This is a genomic window from Vibrio sp. BS-M-Sm-2 (assembly GCF_041504345.1).
GTDB lineage: Bacteria > Pseudomonadota > Gammaproteobacteria > Enterobacterales > Vibrionaceae > Vibrio > Vibrio satsumensis.
This window is the reverse complement of the sequence record NZ_CP167895.1, coordinates 276292-293195: the sequence shown is the minus strand read 5'-3', so window position 1 is coordinate 293195 and position 16904 is coordinate 276292. Positions and strand designations below refer to the sequence as shown.

The following is a 16904-nucleotide window of genomic DNA, read 5'->3' as shown; positions in this document are numbered from 1 at the left end:
TCGAGACTTAGCTAGTTAGTTCGCTTTGGGCTCAGGATTTTCTGATGCTGCTTGAACATTGGCTTCTGTACTTGCCTGTTGAGTCTCTAATTGCTCGTCTGACGCCATTGCTTCTTCAGCTTGCTCTTTCATTTCTAGCTCAACTTGTGCTTGGCTTTCGGCTAGTGCTTCTTGCTCTTCTGCTCGTGAAGATTTTGGTAACACAAGGTTTAGCAGCACGGTCATGATAGTACCGGTCGTGATGCCAGAGTGAAGAAAGTTCGCTAGGTCATGAGGTAAATGTTGAAGCAATCTCGGTTCGAAGGTAACAGCTAAACCAGACGCCAAACCAACACAGATTACCAAAGCGTTACGTTTGGTGTCTGCGGCTTTGATCAACATGCGGATACCCGCGTAGGCGATCATACCGAACATCACGAAACCCACACCACCCAAAACAGGTTTAGGAATGGTGACGGCAATAGCAGCTAATTTCGGGAATAAACCGCCTAAAATTAGCAAACCACCTGTTGCTGCTACGACATAGCGACTTGCAACACCTGTGATACCGACAATACCAACGTTTTGGCTGAATGATGCCAATGGCATCGCCGTTAGAATTGAAGAGAGCGTACTACCAAGGCCATCACCTAGTAATCCACGTTTTAGATCTTTACCACTAACTTTGGTTTGGCAGTTGTTGCCCAGTGCCATGAAGTCGCCCGTTGCTTCAGCGATAACCACTATGTATACCAAGCTCATGCTGATGATGGCACTTGCAGAAAAGGTAAAGCCATATTTGAAAGGTTCAGGGCCACCAACCCAAGCGGCAGAGCTGATCTGCTCAAGGTCTACCATGCCGAGCGATAGCGCCACAATGTAACCTCCCGCTAAACCAATCACGATAGCAGAGGCAGCAACCGCGCCTTTACAGTAAACCGATACACCAACCACAATACCCAGTGAGACAAGGGCTAGGAACAGTTTAGGTAGCGTGGCGAATTGTTCCGTATTGGCTGGGGAGTCTCCGACCCAATTCATGGCAACCGGTAAAATGGTTAAGCCGATTAGGGTAACCACAACACCACTTACCACGGTTGGGAACAGCTTCCGAACCTTGTCCATATAGAAGCTGGCACCAATTACGACAAACGAGCCGATAAGCGCCGAGCCCATGATAGCGGCGACGCCACCTTCGTTACCGATTGAGATAGCGACACCTAAAAAGGCGAAGCTCGAACCCATAACCACGGGCAGTCGAATGCCGACAGGGCCAAAGCCAAGACACTGAGCAACGGTCACAATACCGGATGCCAATAGAGCTGCATTGATCAGTGAGACGATCTCTGTGTTGGGTAGGCCAATGGAAGCGCCGACAATAAGGGGAACAGCGACAATGCCACCAATCGAGGCGAGCATGTGCTGCAATGCGAGTAGGAAGGTTAAGCCGTGAGGCGGTCTTTCATTTAGGGTGTACAGAAGTTTCATTTGATATTCCTCTGCCTGCGTTTCCGTTTACAGGCGATTGGCGGTCAAATAATGACTTCTACAAACTGCGTAGGGTCATAAAAAAGGTGCATTAAAGGGACGGAATGCATCTGCGTTCCGCGTATTAATACAATTAGCTTTCTTAGCAATTTTGTCGGTAGATTGTGTGTCAGTAGCTTGGCTCATGAATGAGCCAAGCAATAAATCATGTTGCTGTGTTGATTATCCGATGAATACCAGCTTGGCAACGAAGATAGCCGCTAGGAAGTACATCGAAATTGATACGTCTTTTGTTTTACCTGTCGCCAGCTTAAGTACTGTGTAGGTAATGAAACCCAGTGCGATACCATTCGCGATAGAGAACGTCAGTGGCATCATCAAAGCGGTAATCGCTGCGGGTGCACCGTTGGTGAAATCTTTCCAATCAACGTGCTGCATGCTGCTCATCATCACAAACGCTACGTAAATCAACGCGCCGGAGGTGGCGTAAGCTGGGATCATACCTGCAAGAGGTGATAGGAAAATCGCCGCTAAGAACAAAGCGCCAACTACAATCGCAGATAGGCCTGTTCGAGCACCGGCTGCAACACCTGCAGCACTTTCTACGTAACTGGTGACAGGTGGACAACCCACACATGCACCTGCAACACTTGAGATACTATCGGCTTTCAGTGCTTTGCTCAGACCTTCGATCTTACCCGTTTCAGGGTTAGTTAGGTTTGCACGCTCAGCCACGCCCATCAAAGTACCCGCGGTATCGAACATGTTTACAAAAAGGAAAGCCAAGATAACGCTGATCATCGAAACATCAAGCGCACCCATAATATCCATCTTTAGGAACGTAGGCGCTAAACTTGGTGGGGCTGCGAAGAAACCGTTGTAGTGAACGAGGCCAAGCATCATGCCGACCAGAGTTACACTCAAAATACCGATTAACACTGCACCAAATACCTTGCGTTCACTCAGAACTGCGATGATAAGGAATGCGATAGCTGCAAGTAGAGCTTCAGGTTTGGTGAAGTCACCTAATGAAACCAAAGTTGCTGGGTTTTCGACGACAATACCTGCTGTTTTCAGACCAATCAGGCCCAGGAATAAACCAACACCCGCTGTCATGGAATAACGCAGACTCACTGGGATACTTTCAATTATCCATTGGCGGACTTTGTAGAAGCTCATTCCGACGAACAAGATACCAGAGATAAACACGGCACCCAGTGCCACTTCCCAGCTGTAGCCCATTTCGCTTACTACAGTGAACGAGAAGAAGGCGTTCAAGCCCATGCCCGGCGCAAGGCCGACAGGCCAGTTCGCAAATAACCCCATTAGCAAGCAACCGATCGCAGCACCAATACAGGTTGCGACGAATACCGCACCTGAATCCATGCCTGAAGCGGCCATTATTTGTGGGTTAACGAAGATGATGTAAGCCATGGTTGCGAAAGTGGTGACACCACCGATTAACTCATTTTTTACACTACTGCCGTGTGCCTTAATTTTAAAAAACTTCTCTAAAATTCCGTTGTTCGCATCTTGGTTGAGTATTTCTGTTTTACTCTCACTCATGTCAGCAAGTCCTTTTCTGTTGTGATCCATTTATTGAATACAGCGAGATTTCAATATTAAGTTTTAAGGTTTTTCCTAGCCGCTATTTCTTTAGTTATCAGTTTCTAACCATCTGTTTTCTAGCTATTAATCTCTAACTATTAACGTTGTTAGTATTTTTATATGAGCGTGTTTAATGAGCGCGCATCATTTTGGATGCACGCACTAATCTGTTTAATATTTGTCGGTTGAGCCTAGTTCGAAGTTCTAGGTCACAGGACTAACTGCCCCGATAGGTTGAGAAACTGTAAGGCGAGACGAGAAGAGGGACATGATAATGCGCTTCTGGGTCATCTAAGCCAAAACGAATCACCACATCATCTAAGAAGGGCACACCATCCAATTCTACACCTTTGCTTTTGTAGTAATCCGCAACGTAGAACACCAATTGATATTTCCCCGGTCGGAAATCATTCCCTGCCAGAATCGGCGCATCGGTTCGGCCATCGGAGTTGGTGAGTACCGTCGCCAGCTTTTCTGTTGAGTCTTCATTGACCTTATAAAGCTCTACCTTGATCTCTGCACCTGGTAAGCCGTGAGTAGTGTCTAATACGTGTGTTGTTAGTCTTCCCATAGTCCCTTAATAGCGCTTTTAGCGCTCCTCTGTTCCGTGGTTTATCTGTCTGTTTCGACCTTGCAAAGAATGCAACTGGTCACTTTGTTATCACTAACTATGTACGAACTGTACACAATTAGTAAAGCTAATTGTTGGAAAAATGTTAACCTCCGTGTCGTTTTTTCTGACTTTATAGATCTTTATTATCGTTTTTTAGTGAATTTATATTTTCTTAAGCTTTTGTTTTTAAATGATTAGATCGCCTAAATTTAACTTGAATAACAAAATCTTTACATTGAGATAAATAATTGTATACAATAAATGTACAGGGGTAAGGTTGCTCTGTTTATCGAGAATCCATTTGATTGAATCATTTGGTGACTCACTTAAAGAGCGGCTAAGCCAACCACTTATGTTAGGAGTACTTGGATGAATAAGGATTATTCAAGAAATTTGATCGGTTACGGAGCTAACCCTCCAAACCCTCAATGGCCAGGTAATGCGCGCGTCGCGGTTTCTTTTGTATTGAACTATGAAGAGGGCGGTGAGCGTTGTTTGTTACATGGAGACGACGAGTCTGAAGCCTTTCTTTCAGAGATCCCGTCAGCACAACCGATCAAAGGCGAACGTCACATCAGCATGGAATCGATCTATGAATATGGTAGCCGTGTGGGTGTATGGCGTGTTCTTCGCTTGTTCGATGAATATGAAATCCCACTGACTGTATTTGCGGTCGCTATGGCCATTGAACGTCACCCGGACGTTGCCAAAGCCATGGTCGAAGCGGGGCATGAAATCTGTAGCCACGGTTACCGCTGGATAGACTATCAATACATTGATGAGTCTGAAGAGCGTGATCACATGACCAAAGCGATTGAGATCATCCAGCAAGTGACTGGGCAACGCCCACAAGGCTGGTACACAGGCCGAACGGGCCCAAATACTCGTCGTTTGGTTGCAGAAGAAGGCGGCTTTCTTTATGACTCAGATGCCTACGATGATGACCTGCCTTATTGGCATACCGAAACGGGTCACCCTCAATTGGTGATCCCTTACACACTCGATGTGAACGACATGCGTTTTTCTACCGCGCAAGGTTTCAACTCAGGTGAACAGTTCTTCCAGTATCTAAAAGACACTTTTGACACCCTTTATATGGAAGGCGAAACAGCACCGAAAATGATGTCGGTTGGGTTGCACTGTCGGCTGATTGGTCGCCCTGGTCGTATTGCTGCGTTAAGACGTTTCCTAGATTACGTTAAACAGCACGACAGCGTGTGGCTATGTCGTCGAATCGATATCGCGAACCACTGGCACCAACATCACCCATACAACGGACAACAAAATTAGAACGAACAGCAAGGAGGCTTAACGTGACTGAATTTCGATCTTGCCAACCAACAACCATGAGCCGCGATACCTTTATCGTGCACTTTGCTGATGTTTACGAACACAGCCCATGGGTTGCTGAAGCGGTGTATGACCAAGGTTTGAATGCCGAAGATGATCATATTGAGAATCTTCATCTAAAAATGGCATCGACCTTGTTAAATGCCGATCAAGGCAAACAGTTGGCTTTGATCAACGCTCACCCGGATTTAGCGGGCAGAGCAGCAGTAAACGGCGAACTCACCGAGTCGTCGACCAAAGAACAAGCGGGGGCGGGCATCGACCAATGCAGCGCCAAAGAATTTGAAAAATTCACTTCTTACAACAACAGCTACAAAAGTCGCTTCAATTTCCCTTTTATCATGGCGGTGAAGGGAGCCAATCGTTACCAAATTCTTGAGTCGTTCGAGATGCGATTAGGAAATGATAGTGAAACTGAGTTTGCTACGGCGATTCAAGAGATCAACAAGATCGCGATGTTTCGTCTCTGGGATATGTAAGTTAACGGAGTTAACAGCTATCTCAGCCCAGTCTTAGTGCGCTAAAGGTTTGATTTGTAAAAACATAAGCCACTAAGTTCTCATTTTATTATTACTTGATTAATTTCATAGGATTACACGGACATGACCCATAAATTTGAACAGTACATAAACCTTGCAGACGAAAAACTCGGCGCAGAAGCTATCTTCGCAACAGACGATTTTTTCGCGGATAAAAGCCGTCTACTCAGCCACGCAGCGCCAGAGTGGAAAGACGACTTATACGACGACAACGGCAAGTGGATGGACGGTTGGGAAAGCAGACGCAAACGCGGCGAAGGTTACGACTACTGTGTCGTTCGCCTTGGCCTAGCTGGCACCATTGCTGGCGTTGATATTGATACCTCATTCTTCACAGGTAACTTCCCACCTTCGGCATCAATTGACGCGTGTTATTCACCACAAGGTGAGCCAACTGACTCAACAGAGTGGCAAGAAATTCTGCCTTCAATGGCACTACAAGGTGATCATCATCATCTTGAAGAGATTGAAAGCGACCAAGTATTTACTCACCTACGTTTGAACATCTACCCAGACGGCGGTGTCGCTCGCTTACGTGTTTATGGCCGACCGAGTGTTGATTGGGACGCGATAGATTCTCAACAACAAGTCGACCTAGCATCGGTTGAACACGGTGGCCGAGCACTGGCATGTAGCGACGAGCACTACGGCAACAAAGCTAACATCTTAGGCCCAGGCCGTGGTGAAAACATGGGTGATGGCTGGGAAACAGCGCGTCGTCGTACGCCGGGTAATGATTGGGTAATCGTGGCATTAGGCCACCCAGGCAACATCGAACGTATCGTTGTGGATACGGCTCACTTCAAAGGTAACTACCCAGACAGCTGCTCAATCCAAGCGGCTTATGTGAAAGGCGGTACCGACGACCAAGTAGAAACACAAAGCCTATTCTGGCGTGAACTGTTGCCTGCACAAAAGCTGCAAGCGCACGAAATTCACGAATTCATTTCTGAGGTTAATGACCTTGGTGCGATTACCCACGTACGTGCAAACATATTCCCAGATGGTGGTATCAGCCGTTTGCGTCTATTTGGTACGAAGGCGAAATAGGTAAGGAAATCAGATATGAGTAATGGAATACGTCGTTTATCCATCGAACCGTTAACCAAGCAGGCTTTTGCAGAGTTTGGCGATGTTATCGAGTCCGATAATAGTGATTTCTTCATGATCAACAGTGGATCAACACGTCGCTACCACAAGCTAGCGACAACGGATGTGCAAGACCAAGACGGAGAAGCCATCATCAGCATCTTCCAAGCCACACCGTTGAGCTACCCACTAACCATCAAAATGTTAGAGCGTCATCCACTTGGCTCTCAGGCATTCATTCCATTACTTGGTCAACCCTATTTAATTGTTGTTGCGCCAAAAGGCGACGATCCAACATTAGCCAATAGCCGAGCTTTCTTGAGCAACGGCCGTCAAGGAGTGAACTATCACAAAGGGGTGTGGCATCACCCAGTTCTCGCCCTCACCGATCAAGACCAGTTCTTGATCGTCGATAGAGGCGGCGAAGGGCATAACTGTGACGAAGTTTATTTCGACAGCGACCGAGTGGCATTGCATTTGGACGACTTGCCAACGGACGACAATAAGGAAGAGCAACGTTTAGCTAAAGCGTTGTGATACAGGAGTTTATTATGGATCCGCATATTACAGAATGGTTGAATTTAGCAATACGCTGGGCTCACATGATTGTTGGTGTTGCGTGGATAGGCGCATCATTTTACTTTGTTTGGTTAGAGAACAACCTTAACCGAGTAAACCCAAAAACGGGCCTTTCAGGCGACTTATGGGCAATTCACGGCGGTGGTATTTATCACCTAGAAAAATACAAACTTGCGCCACCAGAGATGCCAGAGCACCTGCACTGGTTTAAATGGGAAGCTTACTTCACGTGGATCACCGGTGTGTGTCTACTGGGTGTGGTTTACTACCTCAACGCGGAGATTTACCTGATTGCACCGGGCTCTGGCCTTGATTCAACAACGGCAATCGCGATTGGTATTGGTTCATTCGTTGCCGGCTGGTTTATCTACGACTTACTGTGTGACTCACCATTAGGTAAAACCCCCGTGTTGCTTGGCGTTGTGCTGTTTGTGCTGCTCGTCGCTGCGACATATGGCCTAACTCAAGTGTTCAGTGGCCGTGGTGCTTACATTCATGTGGGTGCAATCATTGGTACCATCATGGTGGGTAACGTATTCCGCGTTATCATGCCTGCACAGCGTAACTTGGTGAAAGCGATTGAAGAGAAGCGCGAACCGGATCCGGCATTGCCAGCGAAAGGTCTACTGCGTTCTCGTCACAACAACTACATGACCCTGCCAGTGCTGTTCATCATGATCAGTAACCACTTCCCAAGTACTTATGGCTCGGAATACAACTGGCTGATTCTTGCTGGGCTAGCGATCTTCAGTATCTTGGTGCGTCACTACTTCAACACGCGTCATGGTAGTCAGAAGTTTGCATGGACAGTGCCAGTAGCTGCATTGGGTATGATCACGCTTGCGTTTGTGACTTCACCTTACGCGAAAAAACAGATGACTCCAGTTGTACAGGCGCCAGTGGTTCAAGAAGTGCAAGTAAGCGCGACTGAATCGACGGTAGAAGAGGCTGCTTCAATCGATACTGCTTCAACTACAACTGATGCTCTAGCTTTACCAGCAGACCACGCAGCTCAAACCGCTAGCGCAGGAGTCAGCTTTGAAACCATCAACAAGGTCATTCAAGAGCGCTGTTCTGTGTGTCACTCTTCAACCCCGAGCCACGCTGCTTTTGCTGCTGCGCCAGCCGGTGTGATGTTTGATACTCCAGAAGAGATTAAAGCCAACGTCCCAAGGATTGTTGCTCAAACCGTAACAACCAAGGTGATGCCGCTCGGCAACATGACTCAAATGACCGACGAAGAACGCGCACTCATCGGAACTTGGGTAGAGCAAGGCGCGACGCTTCAATAATCATGTGAAATCCTTTACCTAAGAGCATGAGTCTTAGGTGAGGCTTGGGGAGAGTTTGGTTTCGGGCACGCACCAAACTCATCCCACCCTGTTTCCCCGGTTCCTATAACCGGGGCTTTTTGTTTTTGGACAAAAGAAATGCAGAATTATCATTCAGTTGGTGACTCTAGGTGCATATGTGAATTAAAGTGTGCTGTTGGTTGTTCCTGTCTAGTCGGGCAGAGTGTTGATGTTCAAGATCAGTTGAGAGAGTTATGAAAAATATCGTTGTATTTAATACTGAAACAGCAGAGCACCGAGTTTTTGACGTATCAGATTCTGATGCGGAGAATTATCAAGAGATACGTTCTTTGCTAGTCAAAGCTTTAGATCTAGAAATTATTTATGACCAAATAATTGAAGCATATTGGGACTTCAAAAATAAAGTTAATTATTGGAATTTAAGGTCTATTTCAACCCCGTTTGCTGACTATGTACTAAACCATGAAATTCGTAGCTCTTTGAATAGTTTGGCTTTTAACTTGTTCAACTTAAGTAAGTTATATCTTGATTGGCATTTTAATGAACGGAAGAAGCGATGTTTTGCATTTGAGATTACGAATGACGAAGCTGCTAGAGTTGCTGTCGAATCACAACGTCAGGATATTTACGACTCAAATATTCATTACGTAGTTGGCTGCGACTTGAGAGGACATAGCCAACATAGCGCTTTACCTGTAAGAACTTTTACTACTGGTGTTCGCTACGATCACGGAACATCAAGTCGCACTGCTCATTTCAGTATTTTTTACGATTACGATGACCTAGTTAAAGCTGGTGTCCCAAAGAAAAAATTATCACATGATATTAAGCTAGAACTCTCAGAAATTATCGACGGTTTCGTATACGCGATTTCTCAAAAGCACATGTTGAATCGTGAGTTATCCGATTCAATTGTTCGTGATGGCCGTGAAAGATATTTGACTAAGTGGCAAAGTTTGGTCAATGACACGAATTTTGAACGGTATCGTTGCGAACTACATTTGGAAGGTGGTGAAAAGCATGTGTTATCTCTTGAGTGGTTTGAGGTGTACGGTCATCTCCAATTAAAGCATCGTAGGTCAATAGATTACTCAGCGATTCGGTTCGAAAAGTGAGTTAGATATAATCAAAAATGAGTTGTATGTAGTTTTAATCACAGTGTCTGAGCTATTAAATAGGGTTTAAGGAAAAGACAAATATGGATATTGCCGTACTAACATTTGATGGATTTAACGAGCTAGATTCTTTCATCGCATCGGGTATTTTGAATCGAATGAAAGAGTTTGGTTGGAATGTGCAGATTACTAGCCCTACAGAATCAGTGACTTCAATGAATGGAGTCACAATTAAATCTCAACAGCCTTTAGAGTTCGCGAATACAGCTGATGCGGTGTTGTTTGGTAGTGGCATGTTGACCCGCGATGTCGCCCAAGATGATAAATTACTCTCAAGGTTAAACCTTAATCCACAAACACAATTGATTGGTGGTCAATGCTCAGGGACTTTATTGATGTCGGTATTGGGGTTACTGAATCAAGTTCCAGCCTGTACTGATTTAACAACGAAGCCATGGGTAATTGAATCCGGTGTGACCATATTGGACCAACCGTTTTATGCGGAAGGTAACATTGCTACAGCGGGTGGCTGCTTGTCGTCCAAATACTTAGCTGCATGGGTTATCTGTAAGCTCGCAGACCAAGAACATGCCGAAGCTGCAATTCACTATGTTGCGCCTGTTGGTGAGAAAGAAGACTCTGTGAATCATTGCATGTCGATAGTAAGTACTTACGTTTAAACTGATTCATTGCGTGCGCAGTCCTGTATAAGGTTCTTGATATGAATCTCTACCCATGGCATTTTTAGTCCAAATTGACTTTAGTTAGGACAAAAAATGGAAGACTTGATAGTCGCGTATTTTAGGGCATTGAGCTCATTCTTTAGGTATATGTTTCAGTCGATATTGATTGAGTTCATTGGTTACGGAGCTGGCTGGATAGTCTGTAAAGTATTCACATTAGGGCGCTTCCCCCCATTGATTCCAACTGAAAAAGAGCGAACCAGAATCTCTTATATTGGAGCTATTAGCATCGTATTGTTTCTGTTAGCAATTGGTGTGTTCAATAGTTTGTGATTCGGAGTAAGGATATATGAAACTTTACCCCGCGGAGCAATACCAATCAGCTTGCAACGAGCTGTTTGTCCGATACGAACGTGACATCAAAAAGCTAATCCCTAATGCGAGAGTTGAGCATGTAGGCGCATCTTCTATTCCTTTTGCCGTGTCTAAAGGCGATTTGGATATCTTCGTAGGTGTTGAGCTTGGCGAACTTGAGGATGTAATAGAGAGACTCACAACACTCGGCTTTACAGAGAAACTCGATACCTTAAGAACGCCGGAACTGTGTATGTTGGAGTCTACATTAGGGGATGATGTGGCCTTGCAAGTGGTCGCCAGTGGTTCTGAGTTCGAATGCTTTCTAAGGTTTCGTGACAAGCTACGTGCGAATCCGGCATTAGTTCAGCAATACAACACCCTCAAAATGTCTTGCGAAGGTTGGCCGCAAGAAGAGTACCGTGAAAAGAAGTCTGACTTTATCGAGCATGTGCTGGCGGTGAAATAGCAAGTCGTCTTGTGATAGATTGGGTTAGTGACACAGACTGGCTTTACATTTTCCATTGATTCCTTGAGGTAGGCTTATGATTACAATTAGAAAAGCGGCTGAGTCTGATGCTCAGGATATTTTCGATATTCGAAGCCGTGCCATTGTCGAGAAGTGCTCGGCTTATTACTCAGAAGAACAGCTGTCAATATGGACGCAGGGTGGAATGTCTGATGGATTCATAAGCGATGTAGTCCAAACCTTTCACGTTTCAGAAGTTGATGGTCGAGTGATTGGCAGCGGCAAGATCAACATCGAAACTGGTATGATTGATGCTATTTTTGTGGACCCAGATTTTTCCGGAAAAGGCGCAGCGAAGCAGATGTTGCAGTTCTTAGAGGAACTCGCGATTCAACACAATTTGCCGTTAATGAAGTTAGAATCGACTCTGAATGCCGCTGCGTTTTATCGTGCGTGTGGCTTTATTGGTGATGAACTTTCCACTTATCACTCTCCTAGAGGTATTAGCCTCGACTGCATCCCGATGGAAAAACCGTTACTTGCTTAAATAAACAGCACTAACGCCAATTCTTAGTACTGTTTTTACTTTCCCCTTACACTCTTTTCAAATATCGAATTTAGTATCAAATTTCTCTTTGTTATACAGGCAAGTCTCTCATTATGAAGAACTTCTTTGATAGCGAACTCATGCTCTCTAGCTCCTTGAATTTCGTTTTGCTATCGCTTGGGCTAACGCTCCTTTTTCATCTTCCTATTTGGTGTGGGTTCAACTTGAGCCGACGCAAGTGGAAGCTTATGGATTATTTATGGCCGTTCTTGGCGGGTATCGGGATGCTGGGTGCAGTGTCTGAGATTCGTGCGAAAGTAGCGGGTGATTGGGTTGAAACAGAACAAACCAGAGCGGTGGCGATTTTAGAGTCGGTTCAGCAGTTTTCTTTGGATAAGCTGCGAAGTGATACCTGCACAGGTCAACCATCTTTAGATAATCACGCTCAGCACCATGAAGCGTGTTTGTGGTATCTGAATACGGCGATCACGTTCAAAGATGTCGATTTCACCTTGTTACCGAATGCATCGGATTTTACGGTCCCTGCGCCGAGCGTGTCGCTGGTGGAAAGCGACGCCGTGTGGGTGGATGGTATGTTGAGTCAGTATGAGAAGCAGAAAAACCAATACATAAAAACCAGAGAAGCGCAGGTGAAGCAGCCGCTAGAAAGCATCTTCTGGTATGTGAGTCCTTACTTAGTGTGTTTTGCTATTGCTTTACGTTTGACGAAAGTGACCGCAGAGCTCAAATTAGATAAGTGCGCATAGTTTGAGTTCCTATACCCAGATAGAAAAGGTGAAGTAATGAATGTGAGTGAGTTTTCTCGGTTGGTGGGTTTGTCGGCTCACACGCTTCGCTACTATGAAAAAATCGGCTTGTTGAAAAATGTTCATCGGAACAGTAGCGGTCATCGAGTCTATACATCGAAGGACGTTACCTGGATTGAGTTCGTGAAGCGCTTAAAAGACACCGCAATGCCACTGGACGAAATTCTGGAATACGCAAAGCTAAGGGAGTTAGGGCCAGAATCGACTTCGCAGCGCCAAGTGTTGCTCGAACAACATCAACAGAATTTGCGTTCCCATATCGAAGAACAGCAAAAGCATCTGGCTGCGCTAGAGCAAAAAATTAGTTTGTATCGAGATGGAAAAGTCCGTTGACTTAGAGTCGACTCTAACTTGTAAGGTGTTCCTGTGAACTATAAATACAGGAACAAACTCATGAATCAATCACGTTTCGACATTGGCTTAGAAAGGCTTAATCACATCGACGGGGAAGCAGGGCAACAGGTTATCGAAAGCCTGCAAGACATCTGCCCTGATCTTGCCAAATATACTATCGAGTATCCTTTTGGTGATATCTATTCACGCCCCGGTTTGGATTTGAAATCACGAGAGATCGCGACCGTCGCTGCCCTTACCGCACTCGGTAATTGTGCCCCTCAGCTTAAGGTGCATTTGAATGCGGCACTCAATGTTGGATGCAGCGAGGAAGAGATTAAAGAAGTGATACTGCAGATGTCGGTGTATGCGGGGTTCCCAGCTGCGTTAAATGGCATGTTCGCATTTAAAGAGGTGCTTGCGGAGAGAGGCACAGCTTGAGATAAATAGAAAATATAGTCTGAAAAGGGAGCGTCAACTTTGCTAAGTTGCGCTCCCTTTTTATTGATTGGCTAAGTTTTAAAGGTCGTAAACCTGAAGGTTCGCGGTTCTTTAAGATGACATAGACAGCGCGAATGACAACAAGATCGGCAAGGTGACCACGCTCAGGAAGTTGCCGAACAACACCATAGACGCGACCTTGGGTGGCTCGACATTGAAGCGTTCTGCAAACAGGTAGTTCATCACGGCAGGTGGCAGCATGGTGAACAGCACCATCATTTGTAGGTGCAGCGTTGGCAGCGGGATAAAGAAGTAGATGATGGCGAAGGCGATGGCACCAGTAAACAGCGATTGAGCCGTACACAGCAAGCCAACTTTGAGTCCGCTGAGCTTCAAGTTGACCATTTGCGAACCCAACGACAACAGCATGATGGGCACGGCTGCTTGGCCGAGTAGCGATGTTGCTTCGTAGATTGGATTCCATACTGCAATGCCAGACAGGTTGAGCGTCATCGCTAATGCTGCGGCTAAGAATATCGGCATCTTGAGGATCTGCTTGATCGGATTACCTTCACTCAACAGCGCCAAGCCAACACTAATGTGCACGCAAGCCGATACCACAAACAGCAGTACCGCAGGGGCTAACGCGCTTTCGCCAAAGGTATACGTGAATAGAGGAATCGCAAGGTTGCCACTGTTGCGGAACATGTGTGGCGGAGCCCAAGCTTTGAAGTTGAGCTTAAAGATCTTACAGATTGGTATCATCAATAAAGCAGGCACCAACACCGCGACCAAAGAGGCGGTGATGAGTGGCAATTGCTCGGTGTCGAGGGGCATGGTGGTCAGCGAGGCAAACACTAGCGCAGGAATACACACATCCATGTTGATCCGATTGATCGGTTTGAAATCGGGCTTGAGCCAACGACCTACCGCAAAGCCAGCACTGGCTAAAGCAAAAACGGGAAACAGAATGCTGACGACCTGTTCGAACATAGAATTCCTTTCTAGATGTAGTGCTTCCATTTAGCTGAGAAACGAATGTTCGAGAGAGACGCTAAAGTGAAGTATGAAATCGGGATGTATAAACATTAACCTATCAATATAATGACTTGGCGTCACCGAAGATCGTTGTCTGTGAGCGGTTAATTTATATTTCTTTGAATGAAGCACAAAAAAGACCAGTGGCATCAGCAACTGGTCTTTAAAGGCTAGATAAATCTGGACGGATTTTTAATTAACGACGGCTGCCGCTGTCTAGCGATTGTTACTCGGTTTTAAGCCTAACTAACGAGCTTTTTGTAATCTTTGAAGTTCACATCGTAGGCCTTTTCGCCGTAGATGTAAGTCTCGCTAACGGTTCTGTCGTCACCCAAACTCATTAGCACAAACAACTTCTCTTCAAGCTTGGTTGTTTGTTCCATTCTAAAGCGCATCAGCTGAGTTGCGTGTAGATCCAACACTACGAAATCCGCTTCTTTGCCGACTTCCAAGTTACCAATCTTGTCTTCTAAATGCAGCGAACGTGCGCCGCCTAGTGTTGCCAAGAACAGCGATTTAGCTGGGTGCAGCTTCTTATGCTGTAACTGCATGATCTTGTACGCTTCACTCATTGTTTGCAGGATTGAGAAGCTGGTGCCTGCGCCTACATCAGTACCCACGCCGACACGAATACCGTGATCTTCCATCTCTGGTAATCGGAACAACCCCGAGCCTAAGAAAAGGTTAGAAGTTGGGCAGAAGGCGATGGCAGATTCAGTATCGGCAAGGCGTTTACATTCACAATCAGAAAGGTGAATACCATGAGCAAATACCGAACGCTTGTGAAGTAGTCCGTAATGGTCATAGACATCTAGGTAACTGTCGCGTTCAGGGAACAGCGACTTCACCCACTCGATCTCTTTCTCATTTTCTGAAAGGTGCGTGTGCATGTACACGTCTGGATATTCTTCTAGCAGTTTACCGACAGTAGCAAGTTGCTCTGGTGTGCTGGTTGGCGCAAAACGAGGCGTCACAGCATAAAGTAGTCGGCCGCGGTTATGCCATTTCTCAATCAGTTCCTTGGAGTCAGCATAGCCAGATTCCGGTGTGTCGGTGAGGTAATCAGGCGCATTGCGATCCATCAATACCTTACCTGCGATCATGCGTAGGTTGCGTTTCTCAGCTTCTTCAAAGAACACGTTAACCGACTCTTTGTGCACGGTACCGAACACGAGTGCAGTGGTGGTACCGTTGCTTGCTAATTCGTCTAGGAATAGCTTCGCGACTTTGTGTGCATAAACTGGGTTTTTGAAGCGTTTTTCTTCTGGGAAGGTGTAGTTCTCTAACCAATCAAGTAGCTGCTCACCGTAAGACGCGATCATCCCTGTTTGAGGGTAGTGGATGTGCGTATCAATAAAGCCAGAGGTAATCAGCTTGTCTTTGTATTCTTTTACTTCGAGTGTTTTAGGTTGGCGAGCCAATACCTCATCGGCATGGCCTAAGTCGACGACATGGCCGTTCTCAACCACTAAAACACCGTCTTCAAAATAGTCGTAAGACTCATCGATACCGACATCTTTTGGGTCGGCGACGCTGTGTAAAATGCTGGCGCGATAAGCTTTGCGTTGCGTTGTCATGTTTACTTCCTTTTAATGACTTCAGCGACGTTATGGCCACTGAAGCTTTGCGACTTGTGTTAGGCGATCTTCTCTTCCAATGGTGGTTCGCCTACGTCGCTTGGTTGACTGTGTTGATCGGTCAAATCCTGATTTCGATATTGTTTGGTTGGGCGCTTTTGTTCAAGTGTTTGGCCTTGATAGTGTGCGATCAGTTCACCAGCAACCGACACCGCAATTTCGGCAGGATGTTTGCCATTCACCGCACTAATGCCAATCGGGCAAAGCATAGTTTCAATTTGTTCTTGGCTATAGCCGCGTTGCTCTAAGCGGAAGTCGAACTTCTTGCGCTTAGTAAGCGAGCCAATCATGCCGAAGTAACGGCTGTCTTCACGGTCGATAATCGCTTTGGTTAAATCGAAATCGAGCTGGTGGTTGTGCGTCATCACTAGGTAGTAGCTGTTCGGTGGCATGTGTTTCACTTCACCGACTGGATCGTCTGAGACAAGCTTTTTCACACCGTGTGGTAGCGTTTCAGGAAATACTTCTTCACGCTCATCAATCCAGGTCACACGGAAGGGTAGGGTTGCGACAATGTGCAGCAGCGCTTTGGCAACATGACCTGCGCCGAACAGCACAAGGTGGTTCTGTTGAGTGCCAATCGGCTCAAAGCTTAGCGTTGCCATTCCGCCACAACACTGGCCTAAGCGAGCACCTAGGTTGAAGCGTTCCACTTTGAGTGATTTTTCGCTGGCAATCAGCATCTCGCGAGCCATTTTAGTGGCCACATGTTCAAGGTGACCACCACCAATCGTAGCGATGATTCGGTCACGAGTGACAAGCATCTTGGTACCCGCATCACGTGGTACTGAGCCTCTGTCTTCAAGCACTGTCACCATCACACATGGCTCGTAGTTCTCTTCCAGTTTTGCCAGTTCGTGAATCCAATTATCCTTAAACATATGTCCTCCTAAATCCCTTCT

General features: G+C 46.0%; 19 protein-coding genes. 13 read left to right on the top strand and 6 right to left on the bottom strand.

All coding sequences use genetic code 11. The features are described 5' to 3' along the window. Positions 1 to 15 precede the first annotated feature (15 nt). From AB8613_RS17485 to uraH, 3 genes are all read right to left on the bottom strand, one after another. A complete protein-coding gene (locus tag AB8613_RS17485; RefSeq protein ID WP_372385364.1) occupies positions 16 to 1467 on the bottom strand; it encodes a solute carrier family 23 protein in 1452 nt (483 codons plus the stop codon). A gap of 222 nt (positions 1468 to 1689) precedes the next feature. Continuing rightward, positions 1690 to 3033 carry an NCS2 family permease gene (locus tag AB8613_RS17480; protein WP_332409439.1) on the bottom strand — a complete coding sequence of 448 codons (1344 nt, stop codon included), beginning with the start codon at positions 3031 to 3033 and terminating at the stop codon, positions 1690 to 1692. Between the two features lie 259 nt (positions 3034 to 3292). Next, positions 3293 to 3646 (bottom strand): hydroxyisourate hydrolase, encoded by a 354-nt coding sequence (gene uraH, locus AB8613_RS17475; protein ID WP_055319165.1) that lies wholly within the window; start codon positions 3644 to 3646, stop codon positions 3293 to 3295. 411 nt (positions 3647 to 4057) lie between these two features. On the opposite strand from uraH, the gene puuE reads away from it, so the two are divergent. The 13 genes from puuE (at position 4058) to AB8613_RS17410 (ending at position 13327) form a co-directional block, all read left to right on the top strand. Further along, the gene (puuE, locus tag AB8613_RS17470; protein WP_108082567.1) at positions 4058 to 4978 is read left to right on the top strand and encodes an allantoinase PuuE; all 921 of its coding nucleotides are present in this window, start codon (positions 4058 to 4060) and stop codon (positions 4976 to 4978) included. A 23-nt stretch (positions 4979 to 5001) separates the two neighbouring features. Beyond that, positions 5002 to 5517, top strand: a complete 516-nt coding sequence (uraD, locus tag AB8613_RS17465) for a 2-oxo-4-hydroxy-4-carboxy-5-ureidoimidazoline decarboxylase (RefSeq protein ID WP_372385363.1) — start codon at positions 5002 to 5004, stop codon at positions 5515 to 5517. Positions 5518 to 5640: 123 nt separating this feature from the next. Beyond that, positions 5641 to 6627 carry an allantoicase gene (gene alc, locus AB8613_RS17460; protein WP_372385362.1) on the top strand — a complete coding sequence of 329 codons (987 nt, stop codon included), beginning with the start codon at positions 5641 to 5643 and terminating at the stop codon, positions 6625 to 6627. Between the two features lie 15 nt (positions 6628 to 6642). Continuing rightward, positions 6643 to 7203, top strand: a complete 561-nt coding sequence (locus AB8613_RS17455) for an ureidoglycolate lyase (RefSeq protein WP_004732859.1) — start codon at positions 6643 to 6645, stop codon at positions 7201 to 7203. Between the two features lie 14 nt (positions 7204 to 7217). Continuing rightward, a complete protein-coding gene (locus AB8613_RS17450; RefSeq protein WP_102463055.1) occupies positions 7218 to 8537 on the top strand; it encodes a urate hydroxylase PuuD in 1320 nt (439 codons plus the stop codon). Between the two features lie 254 nt (positions 8538 to 8791). Beyond that, on the top strand, positions 8792 to 9673 hold the full coding sequence (locus AB8613_RS17445) for a hypothetical protein (RefSeq protein ID WP_372385361.1): 882 nt from the start codon (positions 8792 to 8794) through the stop codon (positions 9671 to 9673). Positions 9674 to 9756: 83 nt separating this feature from the next. Then, on the top strand, positions 9757 to 10353 hold the full coding sequence (locus AB8613_RS17440; protein WP_102504008.1) for a DJ-1/PfpI family protein: 597 nt from the start codon (positions 9757 to 9759) through the stop codon (positions 10351 to 10353). 96 nt (positions 10354 to 10449) lie between these two features. Beyond that, positions 10450 to 10689, top strand: a complete 240-nt coding sequence (locus AB8613_RS17435) for a hypothetical protein (RefSeq protein ID WP_017069070.1) — start codon at positions 10450 to 10452, stop codon at positions 10687 to 10689. Positions 10690 to 10705: 16 nt separating this feature from the next. Further along, positions 10706 to 11179 carry a GrpB family protein gene (locus AB8613_RS17430; RefSeq protein WP_372385359.1) on the top strand — a complete coding sequence of 158 codons (474 nt, stop codon included), beginning with the start codon at positions 10706 to 10708 and terminating at the stop codon, positions 11177 to 11179. 76 nt (positions 11180 to 11255) lie between these two features. Next, positions 11256 to 11726: a GNAT family N-acetyltransferase gene (locus AB8613_RS17425; RefSeq protein ID WP_102450568.1), complete on the top strand. Its 471-nt coding sequence runs from the start codon at positions 11256 to 11258 to the stop codon at positions 11724 to 11726. A gap of 248 nt (positions 11727 to 11974) precedes the next feature. Then, the gene (locus tag AB8613_RS17420; RefSeq protein WP_048669456.1) at positions 11975 to 12493 is read left to right on the top strand and encodes a hypothetical protein; all 519 of its coding nucleotides are present in this window, start codon (positions 11975 to 11977) and stop codon (positions 12491 to 12493) included. A 36-nt stretch (positions 12494 to 12529) separates the two neighbouring features. Next, positions 12530 to 12886 carry a MerR family transcriptional regulator gene (locus AB8613_RS17415; protein WP_102511294.1) on the top strand — a complete coding sequence of 119 codons (357 nt, stop codon included), beginning with the start codon at positions 12530 to 12532 and terminating at the stop codon, positions 12884 to 12886. Between the two features lie 60 nt (positions 12887 to 12946). After that, a complete protein-coding gene (locus tag AB8613_RS17410; protein WP_017083073.1) occupies positions 12947 to 13327 on the top strand; it encodes a carboxymuconolactone decarboxylase family protein in 381 nt (126 codons plus the stop codon). Positions 13328 to 13438: 111 nt separating this feature from the next. On the opposite strand, the gene AB8613_RS17405 is transcribed toward AB8613_RS17410, so the two are convergent. From AB8613_RS17405 to xdhC, 3 genes are all read right to left on the bottom strand, one after another. Beyond that, positions 13439 to 14320, bottom strand: coding sequence for an AEC family transporter (locus AB8613_RS17405; RefSeq protein WP_004732869.1), 882 nt, complete (start codon positions 14318 to 14320; stop codon positions 13439 to 13441). A 287-nt stretch (positions 14321 to 14607) separates the two neighbouring features. Further along, positions 14608 to 15942 (bottom strand): guanine deaminase, encoded by a 1335-nt coding sequence (gene guaD, locus AB8613_RS17400; RefSeq protein ID WP_108161089.1) that lies wholly within the window; start codon positions 15940 to 15942, stop codon positions 14608 to 14610. Positions 15943 to 16001: 59 nt separating this feature from the next. Beyond that, the gene (xdhC, locus tag AB8613_RS17395) at positions 16002 to 16883 is read right to left on the bottom strand and encodes a xanthine dehydrogenase accessory protein XdhC (protein WP_372385358.1); all 882 of its coding nucleotides are present in this window, start codon (positions 16881 to 16883) and stop codon (positions 16002 to 16004) included. Between the last annotated feature and the right edge of the window lie 21 nt (positions 16884 to 16904).

Coding starts and splice junctions, on each gene's coding strand:
- AB8613_RS17485 (WP_372385364.1), bottom strand. CDS start 1,467: ATGAAACTTCTGTACACCCTAAATGAAAGACCGCCTCACGGCTTAACC.
- AB8613_RS17480 (WP_332409439.1), bottom strand. CDS start 3,033: ATGAGTGAGAGTAAAACAGAAATACTCAACCAAGATGCGAACAACGGA.
- uraH (WP_055319165.1), bottom strand. CDS start 3,646: ATGGGAAGACTAACAACACACGTATTAGACACTACTCACGGCTTACCA.
- puuE (WP_108082567.1), top strand. CDS start 4,058: ATGAATAAGGATTATTCAAGAAATTTGATCGGTTACGGAGCTAACCCT.
- alc (WP_372385362.1), top strand. CDS start 5,641: ATGACCCATAAATTTGAACAGTACATAAACCTTGCAGACGAAAAACTC.
- AB8613_RS17455 (WP_004732859.1), top strand. CDS start 6,643: ATGAGTAATGGAATACGTCGTTTATCCATCGAACCGTTAACCAAGCAG.
- AB8613_RS17450 (WP_102463055.1), top strand. CDS start 7,218: ATGGATCCGCATATTACAGAATGGTTGAATTTAGCAATACGCTGGGCT.
- AB8613_RS17445 (WP_372385361.1), top strand. CDS start 8,792: ATGAAAAATATCGTTGTATTTAATACTGAAACAGCAGAGCACCGAGTT.
- AB8613_RS17440 (WP_102504008.1), top strand. CDS start 9,757: ATGGATATTGCCGTACTAACATTTGATGGATTTAACGAGCTAGATTCT.
- AB8613_RS17435 (WP_017069070.1), top strand. CDS start 10,450: ATGGAAGACTTGATAGTCGCGTATTTTAGGGCATTGAGCTCATTCTTT.
- AB8613_RS17430 (WP_372385359.1), top strand. CDS start 10,706: ATGAAACTTTACCCCGCGGAGCAATACCAATCAGCTTGCAACGAGCTG.
- AB8613_RS17425 (WP_102450568.1), top strand. CDS start 11,256: ATGATTACAATTAGAAAAGCGGCTGAGTCTGATGCTCAGGATATTTTC.
- AB8613_RS17420 (WP_048669456.1), top strand. CDS start 11,975: ATGGATTATTTATGGCCGTTCTTGGCGGGTATCGGGATGCTGGGTGCA.
- AB8613_RS17415 (WP_102511294.1), top strand. CDS start 12,530: ATGAATGTGAGTGAGTTTTCTCGGTTGGTGGGTTTGTCGGCTCACACG.
- AB8613_RS17410 (WP_017083073.1), top strand. CDS start 12,947: ATGAATCAATCACGTTTCGACATTGGCTTAGAAAGGCTTAATCACATC.
- AB8613_RS17405 (WP_004732869.1), bottom strand. CDS start 14,320: ATGTTCGAACAGGTCGTCAGCATTCTGTTTCCCGTTTTTGCTTTAGCC.
- guaD (WP_108161089.1), bottom strand. CDS start 15,942: ATGACAACGCAACGCAAAGCTTATCGCGCCAGCATTTTACACAGCGTC.
- xdhC (WP_372385358.1), bottom strand. CDS start 16,883: ATGTTTAAGGATAATTGGATTCACGAACTGGCAAAACTGGAAGAGAAC.